Raw genomic sequence first — 19,719 nt, forward strand, 5'->3', positions numbered from 1 at the left:
GCAGCCGTGCGTACAGCGGAAGATCTTGTGAGGGGGCGGCCCGCCGCGACCGGATCGTGCGGCTCATCGGGCCGACCCCCGGCGTGCCGCGGCCACGGCGAAGACGGCCTGCTCGAGGGCCCATCCGCGGTCCTCGGCGCCACCCTTGACGGCGGCGTTGCAGTCGGCCGCCGCCTGCATCGCGTCAACCAGGCCCTCGGGGCTCCAGCCGCGGGCCCGCTCCTGGGCGCGCTGGATCTTCCACGCGGGCATGCCGAGCGAGCTGGCCATCTGGTATGGGTTACCGCGCCCCGCCGAGGCCACCCGGGCGACGGTCCGCACGCCGTCGGCGATGGCATCCGCGATCGGCACCGGGTCGACACCGACGTGCAGCGCCCAACGCAACGCTTCCAGCGCCCCGGCCACGTCGCCGACCATCGCCGCGTCGGCCACCGTGAAGCCGCTCGCCTCGGCCCGCCCCCGGTAGTAGCGCGCGACCACTCCCGGCGTGATCTTGCCGTCGGTGTCGGCCAGCAGCTGGGAGCAGGCCGCCGCGATCTCGCGCAGGTCGGTGCCGACCGCCTGGATCAGCGCGGACGCCGCCGCCTCGTCACATTTGCCGCCGTGCCGCCGGAACTCGTCGCGCACGAACGCGACGCGCTCACGGTCGCCCTTGAGCTTGGCGGCGGCCACGACCGTGGCACCGGCCGACTTGAGCCCGTCGGCGAACGCCTTGCCCTTGGCACCGCCGAGGTGCGTGACAATCAGGTTCACTTCAGGATCAGGATTCTTGGCGTACGCGAGGAGCGCGCTCGCCAGATCCTTACGTGCGTCCTGCCCACTGCGGACGACCAGCACCCGCCGCCCGCCGAACAGAGACGGGCTGAGCATCTCGGCAACCTCGCCCGAGGCCAGCTGACCGGCCTCGTACTCCCGGACGTCGGCACCCGGGTCAGCCGAGCGAGCCGCCGCGACGGCAGCCTCAACGGCGCGGGCGGCCAGCAACTCCTCGTCGCCTTGGACGAGCAGCAACGGGGCGGGGGGTGCGTCGGTCACGCCGAATATCGTCGCACGGGGGTATGACAGTCCCACCGCCCACACCCCGCGTAATCACGCTCATCACCGCCCGCAAACACGGACATATCGACCCCCGAACATGGCCCGCGAACCGCAAATCCCCTCGATCAGGCTGAATGTCTCCCCGCCCCCGACGAACCCGCCCGCGTGACATCGAAACCGATCATCCGACCCCCACCTATTCCAACGGGCTAATCCGGGCGTGTCACCCGGACACAGCCGCAAAAGCCCAGCCGGAACGACCGACATCAGCCCAGCCGCAACGGCCGCCAGCGCCCCGGCCGCAACGCCGCCAGCGCCCCAACGGGACGCCGCACCGGCTCAGCGGGGACAGCCCACCACGGGACGGCACCGGCTCCCCCGGGACACCGGCGTGGCCCAACGGGGCAACCCGCAGCGGTCACGCCGGAGGTCTCGCCCTGCTCAGCGCGAGTAGTCAACGGGCAAGTCCGCGCTGCGCGTACCCCATGTGGTGTTGGGGTTGGGTCCGAGCTTGAACGTGACCGCCCCGCCCTTCTGGACAAAGCCCTCCGGCAGCCACGACCGGGTGAGGTCGGCGCCGCGGAAGCGCACTGACTGGACAAACGTGTCCGTGCCGTCGGCGTTGATCGTGAGCCGGACGCCGCTACTGCGGTAGATCTCCGCCCGCCGGAACACCGGGCTGCCCAGCAGCATCTCCGCCCGCCCCGGGACCTGCGGGAACAGGCCGACGGCGGCGAAGACATACCACGCGCTCATGGTCCCGAGGTCGTCGTTGCCGGGCAGGCCGGCGGGCCCGACGCCGTACGCCGTGTCGACGATCTGACGCACCGTGGCCTGCGTCTTCCACGGCCGGCCGAGCCCGTTGTAAAGCCACGGCGCGTGGATGCCGGGCTCGTTGGTCGGGTCGTAGCGCAACGCGTTCCCGCCGAGCACCGCCCAGTTGCCGTTCTCGTCGTGGAAGAACCCGTCGAGCCTGGTCGTGGCCGCGTCCCGGCCGCCCATCGCCTCGGCCAGCCCGGCCACGTCCTGCGGGACCATCCACGTGTACGTGGCGCTGGACCCCTGCGCGAACCCGACGTCCGTCGACGGGGTGAATCCGGGCTGCCAGCTGCCGTCCGCCTTGCGCGCGGCCTGGTAGCCGGCCGCCGGGTTGAACGTGTTGCGCCAGTAGTCGCCGCGGGGCCGCAACTCGCGGTGGAGATCGTTGCGCTTGGCCCGTTTGGCCCACTGGGCCAGCGAGAAGTCGGCGAGCGAGTTCTCCAGCGTCTCGGCCGCACCACCCCAGCAGTGGCAGATGTCGTTGGCCGCGTAGTGCAGCCTCAGGTACGTGTCGAGGGCCGGCCGCTGCCCGGTGCACTGGCCGGGGCAGCCGGCGTCCGACAGCGCCTGCGCGTTCTGCACGGTGGCCTGCCGGTACAGCGACGCCAGCGCCGCGTCGGTGTCGAAGTTGCGGACGCCCATCGCGTAGTAGGTGGCCAGCGTGGGCGCGGCCGGGTCGCCGGTCATCACGTGCGTGGGCGCGCCGAGGTGCAGCCAGCGATCCCAGATGCCGCCGTTCTGCTCGGCGAACGCCAGCATCGACTGGGCCATGTCGCCGGCCACGTCCGGTCGCAGGACGGCGAGCAGCTGGATCTGCGCCCGGTATTGGTCCCAGCCCGAGAACGTGCCGTAGACCGAGCCCTGACCGGCCGGTTTGCTGTGGACCTGGAGGTCGGCGCCGAAGTATCGGCCGTCCACATCGTCCATCGTCTGCGGCTGCATCAGCGAGTGGTAGAGCGCGGTGTAGAAGGCGTGGGTCCGGTCCTCGGTGCCGCCGCCGATCCGGATGCGCTTCAGCTCGGTCGACCACGCGTCCCGGGTGGCCTGCGCGACCTGGGTGACGCCGGCCCCGGAGGGGATCTCGGCGTCGCGGTTGGCGACGGCGCCGGCCAAGCTCACGTACGAGATGCCGATCCGCATCCGCACCGTCTGTCCCGCCGCGGTGTCGAAGCCGACCCATCCGCCCGATCCGCGCCCGGCCCGGTCGGCGCCGGTCAGGTAGCCCTCGCCGCCGGTCGAGCTGGTGCCGCCCGGGGTGATCTCGGCGTTCTTCCAGGTGCCGGTGCTGGAGAAGGCCCGGTCGAAGGTGGCGCTGAAGTAGAGCCGGTACCACGACCGCCGGTTCGGGTTGGTGGCGCCGCCGCCGTTGCCGCGCCGCCCGCAGAACCCTCCGGTGAGGACCGAGCCGGTGACCGTCCGGGCCGCCGGGTCGATCACGGTTTCCGCGTTCTCGCTGCCGTTCAGGCTGTTCGACGTGCGGAAGAGCAGGTTCGCCGCCGCGCCGGCCGGGAAGGTGAACTCCCCCACGCCGGCCCGGGTGCTGACCGCCAGGTCGGCGCGCACCCCGTTGTCCATGCCGACGGTGTAGTGGCCGGGCGACGCGGATTCGTTGGCGTGCGCGAAGTTCGCCGCGTACTTCGCGTCGGTGGTGTCCGCGGTCGGCGAGGTGGTGACGTCGCCGGTCCAGGGCAGGATCGGTACGTCACCGGCGGCCCCCGGGTGGCAGCCGGCCCCGTTGACGTGGGTCAGGCTGAAGCCACGCAGCCGGGTCGCGTTGTACTCGTAGCCGTTGGCCGCCGCCGTGTTCGTCTGGTCGCCGGTGGTGCTGGTCGGGCTCCACGCGATCATGCCGAACGGCCGGGTGGCGCCGGGCCACGTGTTCCCGCCCCGGGTCGTACCGACGAACGGGTCCACGTACGAGACCGGATCGTCCACCAGCGAAACCGGCGCGGCCTGGGCCGGGGTGACCGGCAGCAGGATGACGGCGGCGAGCAGGGCCACGAGCTTCTTCATGCGCCGGACGCTAAGAGCAACGCGTGAACAGAACATGATCAATTCCCCCTCGCGACGACGGACAGATCATGGCCGGTCGCGACCGCGGCGACATCGCCCGATTCATCGGTACGCACGACCCGGGCCCCACCGCGGCGCAGCCTCTCCAGCAGTGGCCCGTTGGGATGACCGTAGTCGTTGTCACGGCCGACACTGACCAGCGCCACCCGCGGACCGACCGCGTCGAGAAAGGCCGGTTCCTGGTACGCGCTGCCGTGGTGGGCGACCTTGAGCACATCGGCCCGGACGTCGAGGTTCAGCAGCTCGTGCTGTTCCTCGGTTTCCGCGTCCCCCGGCAGCAACACGGCTCGCCCATCGACGACCGCCTTCAGCACGAGCGAGTTGTTGTTGGCGTCGGAGGACGTCCCGTGCAGGATCTCGGTCGGCCCGATGGCCTGGAGCACCATCCGCCCTGCCCGATATGTCCATCCCGGATGGACGGTTCTTATCGCCCGCAGCTCCGCCACCGCCCGGCGCCCGCCGACCGGCTCGGCGAAGTCGGGGGCGATCACCGCCTCCACGTGGCGGCCGCGGAAGACTCCGGCCACTCCGCCGATGTGGTCCACGTGGAAGTGGCTGACCACGAACAGAGCAACGGTGTGTACGCCCAGCCGCCGCAGGCACCCGTCGACAGCGGTGGGCTCCGGCCCGGCGTCGATCACCACGGCACGGCCGTCCCCGGCGGGCAGGACCACGGCATCGCCCTGGCCGACATCGCAGGCGACGACCAGCCAGCCGTCCGGCGGCCAGCCCGAGGCGAGGATCCGCACCGGCAAGGCACCGAGCACTCCGCCCAGGGCGATCACCGCGACCAGCCGCCGGACGATCGCCCGCCGCGCCGCCACCAGCAACGCCACCGTGATCACGCCGAGCAGCAGCCCGCCCAGGACACCGCCCGGCCACGGCACCGCGCCGGCCGGCACCCGCGCGCCGTAGGTGGCCACCCACACCAGCCATCGCGCCGGCCAGTGCCCGAGCCAGGCCACGAACTCCGCCCCGCGCGGCCAGACCGGCGACAGCACGGCGGCGCCGATCCCGAGCAGCGTGGCCGGCGCGATGGCCGGGACGACGAGCAGGTTGGCCGGGATCGCGACCAGGCTCACCGAGCCGGACAGCCCGGCCACCACCGGTCCACATGCGACCTGGGCCGCCGCCGGAACGGCCAGCGCCTCGGCGGCACCGGGCGGCCAGCCGCGGCGGCGCAGGGCGTCCCGCCATTTCGGGGCGAGCAGCAGCAGACCCCCGGTGGCCAGCACCGACAGTGCGAATCCGGCATCCCCGGCGAGTTCCGGGTCGGCGATGACCAGCACCGCCACCCCCGCCGCGAGCGCCGGGAGCGCCGCGCGTGGCCGTCCCGCCGCCAGTCCGACGAGGCCGATCGCGCCCATCGCCGCCGCCCGGACGACGCTGGGCGACGGCCGAACCAGGATCACGAAGCCGACCAGCGCCACCGAGCACACCAGCGCCGCCACGATCGGGCCGGCCCGCAACCGCCGGGCCACGAAGAGCACGACCCCCAGCACGATGGCCACGTTCGCCCCGCTGACCGCGTTGAGGTGAGTCATCCCGGTTGTCCGGAAATCCGCCTCCAACCCCGGATCGAGGCGGCTGGTGTCCCCGACGACCAGGCCCGGCAGCAGGCCACCGGCGTCGTCGGGCAGCGGCTCGCACGCCCGTTGCAGGCCACTGCGCAGGACGCCGGCCGCCCGCTGGGCCCACGACGGCCGGCCAAGCAGCTCTGGCGGCTCGCGGACGGACAGCACCGCCGCGCTCAGGTCGCCGCCGCGCGGAGGCAGCAGCCGGCCGGCCGTCGTGAGTCGCTGTCCCGGCAACAGGCCGCGCCACCCGTCGTCGCTACCCAGGACGACGCCACGGGCCCGCAGGGTGACGTCCCCCAGCCGCACGACGTCCACCCCGACCAGGTAGGTGGGCGGCTGCCCGGCCGATCTCACCAGTGATCGCGGGTCGTCACGCACGATCAACTCGGCCCGTACGGTTTCCCCCTCCGGCACCGGGACCGACTCCTTGGCCAGCACCCGGGCCGCCGTGGCGACGGCACCGCAGCCCGCACCGAGCAGCAGCGCGATCACGATCCAGGCCGCGCCTCTCGACCGCCGGCGCATCACCGCGCCACCGATCGCCGCCAGCGCCAACGCCGCCCCCGCCACGAGAAATCCGACACGCGCCGACGCGTACAGGCAACCCAGCGCGGTCAGCCACGTCGCCACCGCGAAGCCGGCCAGCCGAAGGTCGGGGATCACACCGTCACCAGGTCCTTGAGCTGCTCGAACCGCGAGGCGCCGATACCGTTCACCTTGCGCAGGTCGCCGACCGTCTTGAAGCCGCCCTGAGCGTCGCGCGCCTCGAGAATCCGCTGAGCCAGCACCGGCCCGACACCGGGCAGATTGTCCAGGTCGGCAAGGGTCGCGGTGTTGAGATTGATCGGTACGCCGGGCGCACTGCCGCCACCGGCCGCGGGTGCGACCGCCCCGCCCGACGGCTGCGGTCCACCGACCATGATCAGCTCCCCGTCAACGACCTTGCGGGCGAGGTTGAGCGGTCCCGGGTCGACACCGCGCTTCGCGCCACCGGCCGCCGCCAGCGCATCCGCGACCCGAGCGCCGGCCGGCAGAGTGACCAGCCCCGGCTTGACCACCTTGCCCGCCACCGCCACGACGACGGGTGCGGGTGCCGCACCGCTCGGCGACGGGACGACCAGCGGATCCTTTTCGTCCTGCAACACCGAGGCCGGTGGCCGCGGCTCGTCGGGCACCACGGTCTCGGTGTGCGGCCGGGCCCGCCAGGCCAGGAACGCGGCGATGATCACCACCAGGGCGGCCACCACGGCCAGCGCCTTCACCCCGGGTCGCCCGATGTCGAACGCCGCCAGCCGCCCACCGAACGCCCCGGCCGGGCTGAGCCGCGGTTCTCGCTCGTCCTCATCCTCCGCCTGCGGCACGGGTCGCACACCCAGATCGGCCACGGACACATCCGGCGCCGTCCACGTTCCGAAGTCCGCGGCACCGGCGCGTAGAGGTAACGCCGCGGTGCCAGGGATCGACTCCGCCTGCCAGGGCTGCCTGCTCGCAGCGACCGCGGCCAGCTCGGCGGGCGACCGGTCCGGCTGCGATCGTGGCTGGGGCTGGGGCCGGACGCTCTCGGGCGGCGGCGGGTCGGGCAGGTCGACGTCGTCCGGCCAGCTTGGGATCAGCTCGGACCAGCGGACCGGGCTGCGGTCCGCGAACAGGTCACGCACAGGTGTGTCAGTGGCCAGGACCGACCGGAACCGGGCCGCGGCCACCTCGTCGTTCTCGTCACGTTTGGGCACGCGGCGAAGCTAGGCCGGTCGTCGAGGCCGGCGGGCCAGGCCTGTGGATAAACGTCGATTGTGGATAACTCCGGACCGCCCTTGCCGAAGTGCTAAACCTGTGGGCATGACCGAGGACGAGGTGATCACCGCACTGCGGACGGCAGGTTGTGTTTTCGCGGAGGAGGAGGCAACGATGCTGATCAAGGCCGCCGACGACGACGCCGCCCTGAGACAGACGGTCGCGCGGCGGGCGCGGGGCGAGCCGCTCGAGCAGGTGGTGGGTTTCGCTGACTTCGCGGGGGTACGGGTAAAGATGCGCCCCGGCGTCTTCGTCCCGCGCGTCCGCAGCGAGCTCCTGGTCCGCGAGGCGATCCGTCGCACCGCCGAGCACGCCGTGGTCGTCGACCTGTGCTGCGGCTCGGGCGCGCTCGGCCTGGCCGTCGCCCGGCAACGTCCGGGAATCATGCTGTACGCCGCCGACGTCGACCCGGTGGCCGTCGCCTGCGCCCGCGACAACTTGACCGGCGTCGGCCAGGCTTACCAGGGCGATCTGTACGCGGCCCTCCCCCGCCCGCTGACGGTCGACGTCCTGCTGGCCAACGTGCCCTATGTCGCGACCACGCATATCCCTCTGCTGCCGGCCGAGGCGCGTGACCACGAGCCACACAGCGCTCTGGACGGCGGCGGCGACGGCCTTGACGTCTTCCGGGCGGTGGCCGCCGAGGCGCCGGCGTGGCTCAGGCCCGGCGGGGTGCTGCTGTCCGAGATCACCGAGGCCCAGATCGAGCCGGCGACGGCCGCGGCGAGGGCGTCCGGCCTGCGGCCCGAGGTGGTGACCGACGAAGATCTTGAGGCGACGGTGATCCTGGCGGTGCGGTAGGGTCTGCGGCCTGTCAGAGAGGGGCCGCGACGTGGGGCTTTTGCGGCGGATCGCCCGTGCTCGGCTGGCCAGCCAGGTCATCCGGCGGCTGCGGAGGGCCGGGGTGACCGACGCGCGCTACCAGGCGGCCGCGTTCGCGGTGCGCTTTACGCGACCGGGCGCCGACGAGGCGACCATCCTGCCCCTCGAGCCGCTGCTGGCGTCGCTGCCTCGAGCCGCCCGCGCCCGCCGCGCCCCGTCAATCCGACAACAGGCCACCGCCCGACAACAGGCCACCGCCCGGGACCAGGCCACCACCCGGCACCAGGCCACCACCCGACAACAGGCAGCCGCCCGGGACCAGGCCACCACCCGGGACCAGGCCACCACCCGGCACCAGGCCACCACCCGACAACAGGCAGCCGCCCGGGACCAGGCCACCACCCGGCAACAGGCCGGCAACAGGCAGCAGGCCGGCAACAGGCAGCAGGCCGGCAGTCGACGGGCGCGGGTCGAGAGCTTCGTGGCGGGCTTTCTCAGCGGGCCGGAGTTGCCGCGGAACTGGGCCGAGGTGCGGCCGATGTTGCGGCCTCTGCTTCGGCCGGCTCATTTGCGCGGCGGTATTCCGGGGAGTGGGCCGGATGCGCCGCTGCGGCGGCCGCGGCTGCCGTTTCTGTCGGAGTTCGTGGTGGTCGACCAGCCCGAGACCATGACGTACGTGGGGGCCGACCAGCTCGCCGGGTGGGGCGTGACGGCGGATGAGGTGTTCGCGGCGGCGCGGGGGAACCTGTCGGGGGCGATTCTGCAAGGGGTCGCCGGCGAGCCGGTGATTGTGCAGTTCGTGGGCGACGACAACGCCTATTGGACGTCGCATCTGCTGTTGGACGGCTGGCTGGCGAAGCTGTCGGGGCAGGTGGGCGGGGAGCCGGTGGCCTTTGCGCCGGATCACGCGACGTTGATCGTGGCGGCGGACGGGAGTTCGCATCTGCCGGAATTGTTCGCGAGGGCCGAGGTGATGTATTTGACGTCGCCGCGGGCGATCACGCCGATGGCCTATGTGAGTGGTGCGGACGGGCGGACGGTTCCCTATCCGGCGGCGCCGGGGCAGCCGCTTTACGACTGTGTCCGCCGGGCCGAGATCATCCAGCGGGTTCAGGAGTACGCGCGGCAGGCCGAGACGTTGCCGGGGGCGGCTGAGCTGGCGCTTGTGGACGGTTTGCGCACCCGCGCGGTCGCTACACCGGGAGCTCTGCTGCCGCCCGCCGACGAGATCGACGTTGGCGGCACCATCCGGCCTTGGTCGGACATTCTGCCCAAACTCACCCAGGTACCCGACCTCGACCCACCCCGCTGGCAGCTCTGACCCCGGCCAGACAAGAGCAACGCGACCCCGGCCAGACAAGAGCAACTGCGGCAATGGCCAGACAAGAGCAACTGCGGCAATGGCCAGACAAGAGCAACTGCGGCAATGGCCAGACAAGAGCAACTGCGGCAATGGCCGGAGGAGAGCAACTGCGGCAATGGCCTGAGAGGGGCAGCTGCGACCCCAGCCAGAGAAAGTGAAGCCGCGACCCAGGCCGAGGAAGGACAGAGCGACCCAGGCCGAAGAAGGACACCGGGGCCCAGGCCAGAGAAGGACAGCCGCGACCCACGCGACGGGGGTCAGCGGCGGTGGACGACTACGCCGGCTACGCCGGGGCCTACGTGGGCGGCTACGACGGCGCCGATTTCGGTGATGTAGCAGTCGCGGAGGCGGTCCCCCATGCGCATGGACACCGCGTCGGCCAGGGCCGCCGCCCGGTCGGGCAAGCCCAGGTGGTGGACGGCGATGTCGACCTCGCCGGTGCCGGAGGCGTCCACGGCCAGGTCGACCAGCTTGGCCAGGGCCCGGCCGGCCGTGCGGACCTTGTCGCGCAGCACGATGGCGCCGTCGACCACGTGCAGGATCGGCTTCACCGAGAGGGCGGTGCCGACCAGGGCCTCGGCGGCTCCGATGCGGCCGCCCCGGCGGAGGAACTCCAGCGTGTCCACGTAAAAGAGGGTGCTCGTGCGGGCCGTGTGATCGATTGCTCCGGCGCGTACCTCGTCAAGGGTCCCACCCTCGCGGGCGATCGTGGCCGCACCCAGCGCGACGAAACCCAGGCCCATGCCGGTCGTCTGGCTGTCGACCACCCGGACCTGCTCGCCCACCTCGGCCGCGGCCAGGCACGCCGCGTCGTAGGTGCCGGACAGCTGCGCCGACAGATGGATCGAGACCACGCCGTCGGCGCCGGCTGCGAGAAGCTTGCGGTACGCCTCGGCGAACTGCTCCGGTGCCGGCCGGGAGGTGCTCACCTCGGCGCGGCGGGCGTTCAGGGCACGGGCCACCTCGGTCGGCGTGATCTCGCTGCCCTCCAGGCCCGAGTCACCGTTGATCACCACGGTCAAGGGCACGACGGTCAGGTCATACGTGCCGCTCAGCTCGGCGGGCAGGTACGCGGTGGAGTCGGTGACGACCGCGACGGTCATGCGGGCACGGTAGCCGATAACGGGCGACCCGACAGCGTCAGAGCGGTAAAGGTCAGCCGGGGCGGACGGCGGTCACCAGGAACGGCGTGCCCTGCTGGCAGGTTGTCATCAGGCCGGGGTCGCTGCGGCCGGTCACCACGACTGTCGCGCCCTCCTTGGCCTCGGCCTTCAGCGCGGCGTCGTCGAAGACCAGCAGGTGGCTCTGGCTGCCGGCGGTGAGCAGTAGGCACCCGGGCTCGACGCCCTTGCTGATCTTGCCGGTGATGGTCTGGGCGCCGGTCTGGCCGGGCTCGCCGCCCTTGCTCGGCTGCGGCAGGTCGGAGGATTCCGGCAAACCGGGCGAGGAAGGCGAGGCGGGCGAGGCCGCGGAAGGCGAGGTGGAGGAGGGCGAGGTCGCGGATGGGGAGGTGGAGGCGCCGCGGGCGCATCCGGCGGTGGCCAGCGCCGCGAGGACGGCGATCAGGACGAGAGGACCGGTGATCTTCATCGAGGTAAGACGCTAGGCCACCCGCACCGGTTCCGCACGAAGCACGAGGCACGGAAGGAAGAGGCCCGGGAACGACGAGGCCCGGGAACGACGAGGCCCGGGAACGACGAGGCCCGGGAACGACGAGGCCCGGGGAGGATGGAAGGGATGGGGTGGATCAGACGGGGGGCGGGACGGGGCGGTCGGAGAAGACACCCACGTTGTACGCGGCCAGCTGCCAGCCCCGCGAGGCGTCATGCGTCAGCTCGACCCAGTGGCAGTTCTGCAACGCCCGCCAGGTGCGGAGCTGCTCGCGCGGCCAGCCCAGCAGGTGCCCGATGCCCGAGCGGGCCCCGGCGCCGTGCGTCGCCGCGACGACAGTCCCACCGGGCGGGGCCAGGGCGGCCGCGCCGAGCAGCGCCTCGCTGACCCGCTTGCCCAGGTCGTCGAGGGTCTCGACGTCGCCGCCGATGACGTCCTCACCGCGGGTCCAGCGGGCGTACTCCTCGGGCCGCCGCTCGGCGACCTCGGTCATGGTCAGCCCCTCCCACAGGCCGAAAGACCGCTCCCGCAGGCGCTGATCGTGCTTGACCGCCAGCCCGGTCACCGCGGCCAGCGCGGCGGCCGTGTCGGCGGCCCGGCGCAGGTCGCTGGCGACGATGGCGTCCGGTTTGAAGCGGACCAGCAGCGCGGCGGCGTCGACCGCCTGCTGATGGCCCAGCTCGTTGAGGGGCACATCGGTCTGGCCCTGGACGCGATGGGTCGCGTTCCAGTCGGTGTTGCCGTGGCGCCAGACGATGAGCCTGGTCACGCCGCGCCGGTGGCGTCGGCGTCGGCCAGGTCGCGGTCGACGAACGGCATCGACGGGCAGTCTTTCCACAGCTTGTCGAGGGCGTAGAACTCGCGTTCCTCGGTGTGCTGGATGTGAACGACGATGTCGATGAAGTCGAGGAGGACCCAGCGACCCTGCCGCTCGCCCTCGCGGCGGACCGGTTTCGCCTTTTCCGGGAGGTTGAGCAGAGCCTCCTCGACAGCGTCGACGACGGCGACCACCTGTCGTTCGTTGGAGGCGGAGGCGATCACGAAGGCGTCGGTGATGGCGAGCTGGTCGCCCACGTCGATGATGACGATGTCCTGCGCCTTTTTGTCCGCGGCAGCCTGGGCGGCCGCCATGGCGAGTTCCAGAGCGCGTTCGGTGACGGGCAAGAGCATCCCCTATGAGTCAGGTCCAGGAGAGTCAAGCGTCTCACACAGGTGTGACATTCCCGCTAGCCCGATACAGGCCCCGTTTGGCGATGTATTGCACAACACCGTCCGGGACCAGGTACCACACCGGTTTCCCGGAGCGCACGCGAGCCCGGCAGTCACTCGATGAGATGGCCATGGCGGGTACCTCGACCAGGCGTACGGTGTCGGCCGGCAGGTGTTTGTCGGACAGTTCGAAGCCGGGCCGGGTCACCCCGATGAAGTGGGCCAGCGAGAAGACCTCGAGCGCGTCCTTCCAGGAGAGGATCTTCTCCAGGGCGTCGGCACCGGTGATGAAGAACAACTCGGCGTCCGGCCCGTGGTCGGCGCGCAGGTCACGAAGCGTGTCGACGGTGTAGGTCGGGCCGGTGCGGTCGATGTCGGCCCGGCTGACTTGGAACTGCGGGTTCGAGGCGGTGGCGATCACCGTCATCAGGTAGCGGTCCTCGGCCGGTGTCACGCCGAGCGGCTTCTGCCACGGTTCGCCGGTCGGCACGAAGACGACCTCGTCCAGTTCGAACCGTGCGGCGACCTCGCTCGCCGCGACCAGGTGACCGTTGTGGATCGGGTCGAACGTGCCACCCATGATGCCGATCCGCTTGCCGCCCATCGAAGAAATATAGATCAACCATCGAGTTGCTTGCGTACGGCACTGAGGAGATCACCAGCAGTGAACGGCTTCTCCAGGAGTGCCACCCCGGGCTCCAGGTTGCCCTGGGCGGCGAGCACCGGCTGGGCGTACCCGGACATGAACAGCACCCGGGTGCCGGGCCGCACGTCGACCAGCCGCTCGGCCAGCTCGTTGCCCAGCATCCCGGGCATCACCACGTCGCTGACCAGCAGGTCGATCTCGCCCTCGTGCAGCGCGGCCAGCTCCAGCGCCTGCCGGCCGCCGTCGGCGGTGAGCACGTGGTACCCGGCGCCCGAAAGGATCCGCCCGGCCACGTCGCGCAGCGCCGCCTCGTCCTCGACGACCAGCAGCGTTTCGCCGTTCCCGGCGCTCGGCGGCGGCGCCGAGGCCAGCGGGTCGGCCTGCTCGGCCGAGCCGATCGGCAGCAGCACGGTGACCGTGGTGCCGACGCCCGGTTCGGAGGTCAGCGACGCGGTGCCACCGGCCTGACCGGCGAGCCCGATGACGGTGGCCAGCCCGAGCCCGGTGCTGCCGGTCCGGGTGCTGTAGAACGGCTCGAACGCGCGTTCGGCCACCTCCGGCGGCATGCCCTCACCGGAATCGGAGACGCGTAATCGCACGTATTCGCCGGGTTCGAGCTCGGGGTGCCCCGCGCTGATCCGCTGGCAGGCGGTGTCGATGACAAGCGTGCCGCCGTCGGGCATGGCGTCGCGGGCGTTCGCGGCCAGGCTTGCGAGCACCTGCTCGATCTGGCCGGGGTCGCAGGTCACCGGGGGCAGGTCCGGACCCGGGCGTACGGTCAGCTCGATGTTGTCGTTGATCTCGGCCCGCACGGTCGCCTCGAGGCCGGTCACGACCTCGTTGAAGTCCACCACCCGGGGGCGCGCGACCTCGCGGCGGGCGAAGGCCAGCAGCTTGTGGGTGAGATCGGTGCCGCGCTCGCCGGCCCGGACGATCTGCCGGGCGTCGTCGGCGATGGCCGCCAGGTCGGGCTTGCCCCCCGACGCCTCCTCGATCACGAAGTTGGCGTAGTTGAGGATCACGCCCAGCAGGTTGTTGAAGTCGTGCGCGATCCCACCGGCAAGCCGGCCCAGACCTTCCAGGCGTTCAGCCCGCTCATTACCCACATTTTTAGCGTACGGGCAGAAACGGTCATTCGGGTCAACTTCGGGCCAGCAGGGCCTTCCGCATGTCGTCGTCGCTGTCGACCACGGTGCGGCGCAGCGAGGCGTTCATGCCGGGCTGGGCGAGCAGGCCGGCCGCCAGGGTGCGAGTGGACTCGGCCACGGCCAGCGACGGGTAGAGCGCGGTGGCGATGAGCTCGGCCCCGTAGCCGCCCCGCTCACCGAACAGCCCCGGCATCTCGGCGAAGTAGCGGGCCACGTACGCCTCGGTCAGCGCGGTCTGCTCCGGATGCCAGAAGCCGAGCGCCGCCGCCTCGGCCATCCGGGCCGACGTGGCCGGGTCGACGATGCTCCGCCAGGCCGCCGCCTTCGCCTCGGCCGACGGCAGCGCGGCCCGGCAGCGCACGGCGAAGCGCTCGCCGGTGGCCGTCCGGTCCCGGGCGAACTCGGCCTCGATCTCGGCGTCGGTGGCCGCGCCCAGCTTCACCAGCCGGTAGAGGATGTGCCAGCGCAGCTCGGCGTCGACCGCCAACCCCTCGGGCACGCCGTCGTCGTCGAGCCAGCCGCGGATCCGGGCGGTGTCCACGGTCGACGCGATCAGCGCCCGGACCGCGGCCAGCTGCCGGGAGCCGCCCGGCTCGGCCACGGTCAGCAGCCGGTCGCAGGCCTGGGCCAGCAGTTCCAGCGCGGCCGGGCGGGTCTCTGGGATGGCGTACCGGTCGACCAGCCGGCGGGTGATCGCCAGCACGTCCTCGATGATCACCACCTCGGTCTCCATCGGCAGCGCCGACAGCACCAGGGTGACCAGCTCGGCCACCGGCCGTTCGGCGTCGCGGGCGGCGTCGATGATCGCGCCCCAGATCACCGCGCGGGCCAGCGAGTCGCCCAGCAGGGGCAGCAGGGTGGGCACACCGGCCAACGAGGCGTCGTCCAGGCGGATCTTGGCGAACCCCAGGTCACCGTCGTTGAGCAGCAGCAGATCGGCCGGCGCGGCCCCGGTCAGCTCGGGCACCACGGTCCGCTCGGCGCCGGCCGGGATGTCCACCTCGAACAGGGCGCGGCGGCTCACCGTGGCGTCGGCGGCGCGGTCGTAGACGCCCAGGCCGATCCGGTGCGGCCGCAGCACCGGGTGGCTCGGATGCGCGGTCTGCGCGATCGCCACCTCGGCGTACGTGCCGTCGTCGGCCAGTGCGACCTCGGTGCGCAGGGTGTTCACCTCGGCGGTACGCAGCCACGCCTCGGCCCAGGCACTCAGGTCGCGGCCGCTCGCCTTGGTCAGCGCGCCGAGCAGGTCGGCCAGCGTCGCGTTGCCGAACTGGTGGGCGCCGAAGTGCTCGTTGACCCCGGCCAGGAACACGTCGTCGCCGAGGAAGGCGACCAGCTGCTTGAGCACGCACGCGCCCTTCGCGTACGAGATGCCGTCGAAGTTGAGCAGCGCCAGCTCGGTGTCATCCACCTCGGACGGTGCCACCGGATGCGTGGACGGCAACTGGTCGGCGCGCAGCCCCCAGGACTTGCGGGCCACCGCGAAACTGGTCCAGGCACCGGGGAAGCGGGTCGCCTCGTCGGTCACCCGGTAACCCATGTACTCGGCGAACGACTCGTTCAGCCACAGGTCGTCCCACCAGCGCATGGTGACCAGGTCGCCGAACCACATGTGGGCCATCTCGTGCGCGATCACGGCCGCCCGCAGCTGCCGCTCGCTGTCGGTCACCGCCGACTGGTAGACGAACTCGTCCCGGAACGTGACCAGGCCCGGGTTCTCCATCGCGCCGGCGTTGAACTCGGGCACGAACGCCTGCTGGTAGTGGCCGAACGGGTACGGCACGTCGAACAGCTCGGCGTACCGGTCGAGGCACTGCTTGGTGATCTCGAACAGCTCGGGCGCCTGCTCGTCCAGGTAGCTTCCCAGCGACTGCCGCGCGTAGACGGCCAGCGGCCGGCCGGCGTGCTCGTCCCGCACCTCGTGGTACGGCCCGGCCAGCAGCGTCACGAAGTAGGTGGCCAGCGGCACGGTCGGCGCGAACTCCCAGCGCCCGCCCGCGGCCGAGGCGATCGGGGCGTTCGCGGCCACCACCCACTCCGGTGCGGCGGTCACCCGCAGCGTCACCGGCGCCTTCAGGTCGGGCTGGTCGAAGCAGGCGAACACCTTGCGGGCGCCGTCCAGGAACAGGTTGGCGTACAGGTAGGTGCGCTTGTCGCTCGGGTCGACGTAGCGGTGCAGGCCCTCGGCGTCGTTGGCGAACCGCATCCGCGCCTCGACCACCAGCTCGTTGGCGGCGGCCAGCCCGGTCAGCGGCAGCCGCTTGCCGGTCAGCGTGGCCGGGTCCAGTTCGGCGCCGTTCAGGGTGGCCGCGATCAGCTCGGCCGGCTCCAGGTCGGCGAAGGTGGCGCCGCCCTCGGTCGCGGCGAACCGGACCACGGTGCGGGACAGGAACGAGCCGGCCGGGTCGGTCAGATCCAGGTCGATCTCGTACGACTGGACATCGATCGTCGCGGCCCGCTCGGTGGCCTCGGCACGGGTCAAGGGCATGCCGACAATCATGCCGGTACGCGACAGCCCGGGATGCTCCTGTCATGCGCGTGTCGACTCTTGCTTGGTGGCTGCCTTAAGACTTGTTTCAAATTCGCCCCAAGCCACGCCGCCCCGGATTCGAATTTGAAACGAGTCTCAAGGGCGGCCCACCCGACACGCGAAACCGACGCTACGGCCGCCTCACGCAGGCGGCCGTTTCTGTGCTCTGGTGCACACGGTGTCTTTCGTGAGGACCGCTCGGCGTACCTCACGAAAGGGTTTGATCATGAAAAGACTGACCGGCTTTCAACCGACCGGGCGCCTCCACCTGGGCAATCTGCTGGGCGCGATGCTGCCGATGATCGCGGCGCAGGAGACCAACGAGTCGCTGGTGTTCGTGGCCGACCTGCACGCGATGACCATGGACCACGACCCGGCGCGGCTGCGCGAGCTGACCCTGGAGACCGCCACCCTGCTGCTCGCGGCCGGCCTCGATCCGTCCCGCACCACGCTGTTCGCGCAGTCCAGCGTGCCGGCCCACTACGAGCTGCACTACCTGCTCGAATGCGCGACCGGCTACGGCGAGGCGGCCCGCATGATCCAGTTCAAGGAGAAGTCGGCGCGCGGCGGCCCGGTGCGGCTCAGCCTGCTCACCTACCCGGTGCTGATGGCGGCCGACATCCTGGTCCACGACAGCGACGAGGTGCCGGTCGGCGACGACCAGAACCAGCACCTGGAGCTGGCCCGGACGGTCGCCGAGCGGTTCAACAAGCGCTACGGCCCGACGTTCCGGGTGCCGGTCGGCGTGCTGCCGGCCGGGGTGGCACGGGTGATGAACCTGGCCGACCCGGCCGCCAAGATGAGCAAGAGCGCCGCCGGCGACGTGGGCCGGATCGGGCTGCTGGACCCGCCGGCCAAGGTCCGCAAGACGATCATGCGCGCGGTCACCGACACGCTCGGTGAGGTTCGTCGTGATCCGGTCGGCCAGCCCGGGGTGACCAACCTGCTGACCATCCTCGAGGCCTGCGGCGGGTCGGCCGACTTCACGTCCTACGGCGCGCTCAAGACCGCTGTGGCCGACGCGGTCGAGGAAATGCTGGCGCCGATCCGGGCGCGTCACGCCGAGCTGGCCAAGGACCCCGGCCACGTGCGTTCGGTGCTGGACGCGGGGCGCGAGCGGGTGCTTCCGACGGCCGAGGCCACGGTACGCCGGGCCAAGGAGGCCGTCGGCGTCTATTGAACGAGCGGCCGCGCCACCAGCTGCCGACCCGTGGCCAGGGCTTCCTCCTCGAGCGCGACGGTCAGCGCCACGGTGATGCCCCGGCCGCGGAAGGACGGCCGGACGTACACACAGGTGAGCTCCGCCCCGCCGGCGCCTCGGGGCTCCCACACGCCGAAGGCGACCGCGTGGCCACCGATCATCGCGACCAGGAAGTGCCCGTCCTCGGCGTCAGCCGCCTCGACGCCGGACGCGGCCAGCTCCCGCCGCCGCGCCATGAGCAGGGCGACGACCTCGGGGTCGAGCGCCTCGCGCGTCTGGATCTGCACGACGAAATCCTATTCTCGGTCCGTTTCGCGCGGGTTGCGCCCAGCTGGCCGGGAATCTATTCCTCGGTGTCGTCGTCCTCCACCAGGACCGGTCTGTTCGCGTTGGCCACGGTGGTCACCGTGCCGTCCGGGGCCATGTGCAACAGCTCGTCGTCGGAGCGCACCCGGCGGGCCTTGCGGGCGGCCAGGCGCTGGGCGGCGGTGGCCCGGCCGGACTTGTCCTCCAGGCGCGAGTCGGTGCCGCGCGGGCCCTGGACGTACTCGCCGCCGTTGGGCTGCCAGTCGAACTCCTGGGCGCCGATCCGCACCGGGTCGCCCGGCTGGGCACCCTTCTTGGCCAGCGCGGCCTCGACGCCGAGGCGTTCCAGCCGGTCGGCCAGATAGCCGATGGCCTCCTCGTTGTCGAAGTTCGTCTGCAGGATCCAGCGCTCGACCTGGACGCCCCGGATGACGTACACGTCGTCGGCGTCCTGCTCGATCGTGAAGCCCTTCTCATCCAGCGCCCGGGGCCGCAGCACGGCCCGGGACGGCTCGGCCGGCGGCGCCGCCAACCGGTGCTCGTCGACCGCCTTGGCCAGGGCGAAGACCAGCTCCTTGAGGCCCTCACGGGTGACCGCGCTGACCATGAACACCGGGTAGCCACGAGCCTCCAGGTCGGGCCTGACCATCTCGGCCAGGTCCCGCCCGTCCGGCACGTCGATCTTGTTGAGCACCACGATCCGGGGCCGGTCCTCCAGCCCGCCGTACGCGGCCAGCTCGGCCTCGATCGCGTCGAGGTCGGCCAGCGGGTCACGCTCGATCTCGGGCGTCGCCGCGTCGAGCACGTGGACCAGCACCGAGGTCCGCTCGATGTGCCGCAGGAACTGCATGCCCAGCCCCTTGCCGGTGGCCGCGCCCGGGATCAGGCCGGGCACGTCGGCGACGGTGAAGGTCTGCTCGCCCGCCTGCACCACGCCCAGGTTGGGCACCAGCGTGGTGAACGGGTAGTCGGCGATCTTGGGCTTGGCCGCCGAGATCACCGAGATCAGCGACGACTTGCCGGCCGACGGGAAGCCGACCAGCCCGACGTCGGCCACGCTCTTCAACTCGAGCACCACGTCGAAGCGGTCGCCCGGCTCGCCCAGCTCGGCGAAGCCCGGCACCTTGCGCCGGGTGTTGGCCAGCGAGGCGTTGCCGCGCCCGCCGCGCCCGCCCCGGGCCACCTCGAACGAGGCGTCGGCCCCGATCAGGTCGGCCAGCACCTCACCCTCGGTGGTCAGCACGACAGTGCCGTCCGGCACCTTGAGGACCAGGTCGGCGCCCTTCGCACCGTCCCGGTTGGCGCCGGCTCCCCCGCCGCCGTTGGACGCCTTGATGTGCGGCCGGAAGTGGAAGTCGAGCAGCGTGTGCAGCTGCGGGTCGACCTGCAGCGTGACGCCGCCGCCGTGGCCGCCGTCGCCGCCGTCCGGCCCGCCCAGCGGCTTGAACTTCTCCCGCTTGACGGACACGCAGCCGTGGCCGCCGTCACCCGCTTGAAGGTGCAGCACGACCCGGTCGACGAACGTGGTCACTTTGTCACTCCTGCTGAAAACACAACGGGCCGCGGGACCCTTTCAGGTCCGCGG

Annotated in this window: 16 protein-coding genes; 3 read left to right on the top strand and 13 right to left on the bottom strand. The window is 71.8% G+C overall.

What is annotated here, in order from left to right; all coding sequences use genetic code 11:
- Nucleotides 1-63: 63 nt before the first annotated feature.
- The 4 genes from holA to ACGFIO_RS35525 all read right to left on the bottom strand — a co-directional run bounded on the left by holA (nt 64) and on the right by ACGFIO_RS35525 (nt 7,237).
- On the bottom strand, nt 64-1,044 hold the full coding sequence (gene holA / locus ACGFIO_RS35510) for a DNA polymerase III subunit delta (RefSeq protein ID WP_392833549.1): 981 nt from the start codon (nt 1,042-1,044) through the stop codon (nt 64-66).
- A gap of 435 nt (nt 1,045-1,479) precedes the next feature.
- The gene (locus ACGFIO_RS35515; RefSeq protein ID WP_392833437.1) at nt 1,480-3,870 is read right to left on the bottom strand and encodes a GH92 family glycosyl hydrolase; all 2,391 of its coding nucleotides are present in this window, start codon (nt 3,868-3,870) and stop codon (nt 1,480-1,482) included.
- Between the two features lie 38 nt (nt 3,871-3,908).
- Nucleotides 3,909-6,167, bottom strand: a complete 2,259-nt coding sequence (locus ACGFIO_RS35520; protein WP_392833552.1) for a ComEC/Rec2 family competence protein — start codon at nt 6,165-6,167, stop codon at nt 3,909-3,911.
- Nucleotides 6,167-7,237, bottom strand: a complete 1,071-nt coding sequence (locus ACGFIO_RS35525; protein WP_392833440.1) for a ComEA family DNA-binding protein — start codon at nt 7,235-7,237, stop codon at nt 6,167-6,169. The genes ACGFIO_RS35520 and ACGFIO_RS35525 overlap by 1 nt, the downstream gene beginning before the upstream one ends.
- A gap of 106 nt (nt 7,238-7,343) precedes the next feature.
- Between ACGFIO_RS35525 and ACGFIO_RS35530 the strand changes: the two genes are divergently transcribed.
- Nucleotides 7,344-8,099 carry a putative protein N(5)-glutamine methyltransferase gene (locus ACGFIO_RS35530; RefSeq protein WP_392833443.1) on the top strand — a complete coding sequence of 252 codons (756 nt, stop codon included), beginning with the start codon at nt 7,344-7,346 and terminating at the stop codon, nt 8,097-8,099.
- 103 nt (nt 8,100-8,202) lie between these two features.
- Complete coding sequence (locus ACGFIO_RS35535) at nt 8,203-9,441, top strand: hypothetical protein (protein WP_392833446.1); 1,239 nt, start codon at nt 8,203-8,205, stop codon at nt 9,439-9,441.
- Nucleotides 9,442-9,740: 299 nt separating this feature from the next.
- Here ACGFIO_RS35535 and ACGFIO_RS35540 read toward each other — a convergent pair whose 3' ends face one another.
- The 7 genes from ACGFIO_RS35540 to pepN all read right to left on the bottom strand — a co-directional run bounded on the left by ACGFIO_RS35540 (nt 9,741) and on the right by pepN (nt 16,585).
- Entirely contained in the window at nt 9,741-10,586 is an 846-nt protein-coding gene (locus ACGFIO_RS35540) for a DegV family protein (protein WP_392833449.1), read from the bottom strand.
- A gap of 52 nt (nt 10,587-10,638) precedes the next feature.
- Nucleotides 10,639-11,073 (bottom strand): hypothetical protein, encoded by a 435-nt coding sequence (locus ACGFIO_RS35545; protein WP_392833450.1) that lies wholly within the window; start codon nt 11,071-11,073, stop codon nt 10,639-10,641.
- A 157-nt stretch (nt 11,074-11,230) separates the two neighbouring features.
- The gene (locus tag ACGFIO_RS35550; protein ID WP_392833452.1) at nt 11,231-11,863 is read right to left on the bottom strand and encodes a histidine phosphatase family protein; all 633 of its coding nucleotides are present in this window, start codon (nt 11,861-11,863) and stop codon (nt 11,231-11,233) included.
- Nucleotides 11,860-12,258 (bottom strand): ribosome silencing factor, encoded by a 399-nt coding sequence (gene rsfS, locus ACGFIO_RS35555; protein WP_392833554.1) that lies wholly within the window; start codon nt 12,256-12,258, stop codon nt 11,860-11,862. Before rsfS ends, ACGFIO_RS35550 begins: the two co-directional genes overlap by 4 nt.
- A 40-nt stretch (nt 12,259-12,298) precedes the next feature.
- Entirely contained in the window at nt 12,299-12,907 is a 609-nt protein-coding gene (gene nadD, locus ACGFIO_RS35560) for a nicotinate-nucleotide adenylyltransferase (protein WP_392833453.1), read from the bottom strand.
- A gap of 14 nt (nt 12,908-12,921) precedes the next feature.
- Nucleotides 12,922-14,055, bottom strand: a complete 1,134-nt coding sequence (locus ACGFIO_RS35565) for an ATP-binding protein (protein WP_392833456.1) — start codon at nt 14,053-14,055, stop codon at nt 12,922-12,924.
- A 34-nt stretch (nt 14,056-14,089) separates the two neighbouring features.
- Nucleotides 14,090-16,585 (bottom strand): aminopeptidase N, encoded by a 2,496-nt coding sequence (gene pepN, locus ACGFIO_RS35570; protein ID WP_392833458.1) that lies wholly within the window; start codon nt 16,583-16,585, stop codon nt 14,090-14,092.
- A gap of 268 nt (nt 16,586-16,853) precedes the next feature.
- Between pepN and trpS the strand changes: the two genes are divergently transcribed.
- Nucleotides 16,854-17,807: a tryptophan--tRNA ligase gene (trpS, locus tag ACGFIO_RS35575; protein ID WP_392833461.1), complete on the top strand. Its 954-nt coding sequence runs from the start codon at nt 16,854-16,856 to the stop codon at nt 17,805-17,807.
- On the opposite strand, the gene ACGFIO_RS35580 is transcribed toward trpS, so the two are convergent.
- Both ACGFIO_RS35580 and obgE read right to left on the bottom strand, forming a co-directional pair.
- A complete protein-coding gene (locus ACGFIO_RS35580; RefSeq protein ID WP_392833464.1) occupies nt 17,801-18,115 on the bottom strand; it encodes a GNAT family N-acetyltransferase in 315 nt (104 codons plus the stop codon). The genes trpS and ACGFIO_RS35580 overlap by 7 nt on opposite strands.
- Before the next feature lie 56 nt (nt 18,116-18,171).
- The gene (obgE, locus tag ACGFIO_RS35585; protein WP_392833467.1) at nt 18,172-19,665 is read right to left on the bottom strand and encodes a GTPase ObgE; all 1,494 of its coding nucleotides are present in this window, start codon (nt 19,663-19,665) and stop codon (nt 18,172-18,174) included.
- Nucleotides 19,666-19,719: the final 54 nt, after the last annotated feature.

The organism is Actinoplanes sp. NPDC049265 (assembly GCF_043197135.1).
Classification (GTDB): Bacteria; Actinomycetota; Actinomycetes; order Mycobacteriales; family Micromonosporaceae; genus Actinoplanes.